This is a genomic window from Anaerofustis stercorihominis (assembly GCF_024623185.1).
Taxonomy (GTDB): Bacteria; Bacillota; Clostridia; order Eubacteriales; family Anaerofustaceae; genus Anaerofustis.
On record NZ_JANJZK010000038.1, the window covers coordinates 1 to 4,291 of the forward strand.

At 32.9% G+C, this 4,291-nt stretch carries 4 protein-coding genes; 3 read left to right on the forward strand and 1 reads right to left on the reverse strand.

The genetic code is table 11. From position 1 onward, the window contains the following. Window positions 1–206 precede the first annotated feature (206 nt). Both NSA01_RS09710 and NSA01_RS09715 read left to right on the forward strand, forming a co-directional pair. A complete protein-coding gene (locus tag NSA01_RS09710) occupies window positions 207–677 on the forward strand; it encodes a YbaK/EbsC family protein (RefSeq protein ID WP_257481260.1) in 471 nt (156 codons plus the stop codon). A gap of 502 nt (window positions 678–1,179) precedes the next feature. Continuing rightward, entirely contained in the window at window positions 1,180–1,683 is a 504-nt protein-coding gene (locus NSA01_RS09715) for a GNAT family N-acetyltransferase (protein ID WP_257481263.1), read from the forward strand. A gap of 69 nt (window positions 1,684–1,752) precedes the next feature. On the opposite strand, the gene NSA01_RS09720 is transcribed toward NSA01_RS09715, so the two are convergent. Then, the gene (locus NSA01_RS09720; RefSeq protein ID WP_257481261.1) at window positions 1,753–2,643 is read right to left on the reverse strand and encodes an SPL family radical SAM protein; all 891 of its coding nucleotides are present in this window, start codon (window positions 2,641–2,643) and stop codon (window positions 1,753–1,755) included. Between the two features lie 941 nt (window positions 2,644–3,584). Between NSA01_RS09720 and NSA01_RS09725 the strand changes: the two genes are divergently transcribed. Further along, on the forward strand, window positions 3,585–4,241 hold the full coding sequence (locus tag NSA01_RS09725; RefSeq protein WP_257481262.1) for a GyrI-like domain-containing protein: 657 nt from the start codon (window positions 3,585–3,587) through the stop codon (window positions 4,239–4,241). Window positions 4,242–4,291: the final 50 nt, after the last annotated feature.

Genomic DNA, 4,291 nt, shown 5'->3' on the forward strand with positions numbered 1-4,291 from the left:
CTTTTTGGACAAGCAAAAAATGGCGGGTTGTAGGGTGGAACCCTACACGGGTTTAAGGGATGGACCCTTTATCTTTATAAGTTTCTTTCTTTATAAAAGAAATATAATATCCCTACATTAAGCCTTCGGGCTTTTTTATTTGGTTAGGGAGATTTTCTTATTCTAATGTGTTATAATAGAACAAAAATTATTTTCAGAGGTTATATATGGCAATAGAATTGGTAAAAGAATATTTTGATAAATTTGATATGAAAGATAAGGTTTTGGAATTCGATGTATCCAGTGCGACTGTGGAACTTGCGGCAAAGGCTTTGAATACCGAGGGTGCAAGGATAGCGAAGACTCTTTCCTTTAAAGATAAAGCAGAAGATAATAACTGCATATTGGTGGTAACAGCGGGAGATGCAAGGATAGACAATAAAAAATTCAAGGCAGAGTTTAATCAAAAGGCGAAGATGTTAAGTGCTGATGAAGTTGAAGAGTTTACGAATCACAAAGTAGGAGGAGTATGTCCTTTTGCAAATCCTAATGGAGTAAAGACATATCTTGATGTTTCAATGAAAAGGTTCGATACCGTTTTCCCCGCATGCGGAAGTGCAAACAGTGCCATAGAGCTTACATGTGACGAACTTTTTAAGTTCTCCAATGCTCTGAAATGGGTAGATGTTACACAGTAATAAATATATATAATTATAATATTCATATTATAAAGCTGTAATTATTAAAAATAAAAATATATAACGTTATACGAATATGAGGTTTAATAGTAAAATATAAAAGTTAAATAAATGTTGTTAATGATTTTATATAAGTAGGGATTGTTATTTTATGATTAATTTACGTTATATAATAAGAAAATAAAATTGATTTTAGTCAATAGTTTTGTTTGTCGGAAATTTGTATATAATAATAAACTTTTTTATAAATGGGTTTGTGTAAGTCAACAATAAAAGTATAATGGTACAAAATTAAACATGTGTAATTTAGTTAAGACCGACGGTTATATTAGGTATGTTACGATAATTTTTTTGCTCTTTTTTTATATTTGTTATCCTTATACCATTTTAATTATGGTTCATATTTTAAATTTTACTTGATTGTATTAAAGTTGGATAGTAATGAAGAGTTGTTTTATGATTATTTTATAAGAAAATTTAAGGAGAAAGGGCGGTGATAAATATGAAGTTTGAACTGAAAAAGTGGGAAGAGAAGTATATAAAAGATGTTGCCAAACATGGGAATAATAAAAAAATCGCGGGTAAATTAAGGGATGTTTTTCCATATCCTTATACATATGAAGATGCAGAGTGGTATGTAAGGGACTGCATAATGAACGAAGGCGGGAACAATATTACAAGAGCTATAGTTGTAAATGGTGAAGCAGTGGGGAGTATAGGTGTTTTTGTTATGGACGATGTGTATAGAAAGAGTGCCGAGATAGGTTACTGGCTCAGTGAAGACTATTGGGGAAAGGGAATTATGAGCGAAGCCGTTGGTATTATAACAAAACAAGCTTTTGATAAGTTCGATATAGTTAGGATCCATGCGGAGATCTTTTCCAATAATCAAGGTTCAAAGAGAGTTCTTGAAAAAGCCGGATTTAAATTTGAAGGAAGAAAAGAAAAAAGCGTATATAAAAACGGCGAAGTTTTGGATAGCCTTGTATATGCTTATATAAAATAAGGATTTGGTATTAATCCAAGTCCTTATTTTTTGTTTGATTAAATCTTAATAGGATTATTTATTATGATTTTAAAATAACGAAAGCTGTTCAACTTCAATACTCTTTTTAAAATCTCTTATGCCTTTCATATAATTTCCGCTGACTTCGTATTTTCTTCTGACATCATTTATTTTTTTATACATTTCTTCCTTGTATTCTCCGGATACGTAAGCTCCTTTACCGTACACATTTTTAACATTTTCGTATTCATCGGGGAAATAATTTTTAACAAAATCCATAAATACCTTTTTTGTGTCTCCTTTTAAATTAAGGGGACCGGTAAGTATATAATTTATGTCGATGTCTTTACCATGTGCAAATATCTCCTCCAGATTTTCTCTGTCATCGGTTATATATGGCATTATAGGCATGGTATGGATAGCTCGGCTTGCCTTTGTCTTCTTCATTTCTTCAAGCATATCTATCCTTCTTTTTGAGCTTACGCTTCCCGGTTCGATAAGCTTTCTCCTATCGTCGTCCATTACCGTTATGGTGGAAGCAATATTTACGTAAGTAAGCCTTGAGAGTTCATCTATGAGTTCTATATCCCTTAGTATCAAGTCTGATTTTGTTGAAATGATAACGGGCTGTTCGTATTTTATCATAAGTTTCAGTATCTCGGGCATTATCTTATACTTCTTTTCTATGGGCTGATAAGAATCGGTAACGCTTCCCAGATTTATCACATCTTTATTTCTCTTTTTTCTAAGCTCCTTTTCGAGAACTTCCGCTATATTAGTCTTGACAAATACATCGCCGAAGAAATTATCCGATTGTAAGTATCTGTTGGAGTAAATGGCATAGCAATATTTACAACCGTGAGTACATCCTCTGTATACATTTAAATCAAGATGATAGGGAAGTCTTGAATTTGATATTCTGTTAATAGCACTTTTGCATTCTATTTCTTTTATAGCCATAATATTATCCTTACATATAGTATTAGAACTTTTGTTCGTTATAGTTATTATAACAAAATAAGGTTTTAATATCAATAGTTTTTTAATATGGGGCTTTGCCCCTAAAACCCTTTTGTAGGGGGCCACCCTACAACCCGCCATTCTTTGCTTGTCCAAAGAATGGAAGAAATGACCCCGCTGAGCGCGGTGCCTAAGGCTTCGCCAAAAGGAATCTTTAACTTACTAACATAAATCATCCGCTATTTACCTAAAAGAGTTATTGCGTTTGATTTTAGATAAAGCTTTCTATGTAAATGAGATTTAGGTACCTTCTCTTACTTCTAATATAAAATTTAAAATTTTCATTTAAAAGGGGTGGGATTAGCGACTGCTCCCAGAAAATTAGGCAGATTTTCTGAGGAGATTAAGTCTATATAAGCCTCCGCGGAAGACTTTTTTCCCATTTTGTAATCGAAAAACTTCAAAGAATTTTTATTAATTTTCTTAAAGTAAAATTAATATGTGTGAAACACATTCGATACCACGAGAGGATTTGCATTAGCAATATTTGAGAATTTATGTAAATATAATTCGTAATTTTTCTTTCGAAAACTTACTCATGTTGACTTCTGTGCTTGGCACAGTAATATTGTGACTGTTTAAAGATTTCAAAGAAATCTTTCTAAGTTTGATTTATTAAACTTAGACATGCTTTAGCATGTTAAATAACATGAACAAATTTCCGCAGGATAATTTGTGAATTTTCTTATTAGTTAAAATATCTAAAACTCTTTTAGAGTTTTTAGTCAGTCAAAATACTGGCTGGTTGTAGGGCAGCGCGCTACAAGGGGTTTAAGGGGTGAAACCCCTTCGGTGTTTGTTTCTTTGTAAAAGAAACCCCTTGACTCTGACACTATGCAAGGGTTTATAATAAGGATAACAAAGTAAAGGAAGTGGAAAAAATGGAAAAGCTTGATTACAAAAAAGAATACAAAGATTTATATATGCCAAAGAAGAAACCTTCTATAATAGATGTTCCAAAGATGAATTTCATAATGGTAAAGGGTAGGGGAAATCCAAATACATCAATAGAGTATAAAAATGCTATGGAAGTACTTTACGGACTTTCTTATACCATAAAGATGAGTAAAATGAGCAGTGACCCTATGGATAAAATAGAGGGGTATTTTGAATATGTGGTTCCGCCTTTGGAAGGGCTTTGGTGGCTTGATGAAGGAGGTTTTGACGGTATAAGCGTAACGGATAAGGATAAATTCCATTGGTATTCGATGATAAGACAGCCGGAGTTTGTAACGAAAGATGTATATGAATATGCCCTTGAAAAGTTTTCTAGGAAGAAGCCGGAAGTTGATTTATCCAATACTCAGTTTAAATCGATTAAAGAAGGGTTATGCGTTCAGATAATGCATATGGGTTCTTATGATGATGAACCTGCGTCGGTTGCTAAGATGAACGAATTTATAGAAAAAGAGGGATATGAAATAGATATAAACGATGAAAGACTTCATCACGAAATATATCTCTCAGACCCGAGAAAGATAAAAAACATCAATAACTTAAAGACTGTTATCCGTCATCCTATTAAAAAAAGGGGATAACAAGGGCTGTCCGCCCTTAAGAACCCGACCATTCTTTGCTTGTCCAAAGA

Coding starts and splice junctions, on each gene's coding strand:
- NSA01_RS09720 (WP_257481261.1), bottom strand. CDS start 2,643: ATGGCTATAAAAGAAATAGAATGCAAAAGTGCTATTAACAGAATATCA.
- NSA01_RS09710 (WP_257481260.1), top strand. CDS start 207: ATGGCAATAGAATTGGTAAAAGAATATTTTGATAAATTTGATATGAAA.
- NSA01_RS09715 (WP_257481263.1), top strand. CDS start 1,180: ATGAAGTTTGAACTGAAAAAGTGGGAAGAGAAGTATATAAAAGATGTT.
- NSA01_RS09725 (WP_257481262.1), top strand. CDS start 3,585: ATGGAAAAGCTTGATTACAAAAAAGAATACAAAGATTTATATATGCCA.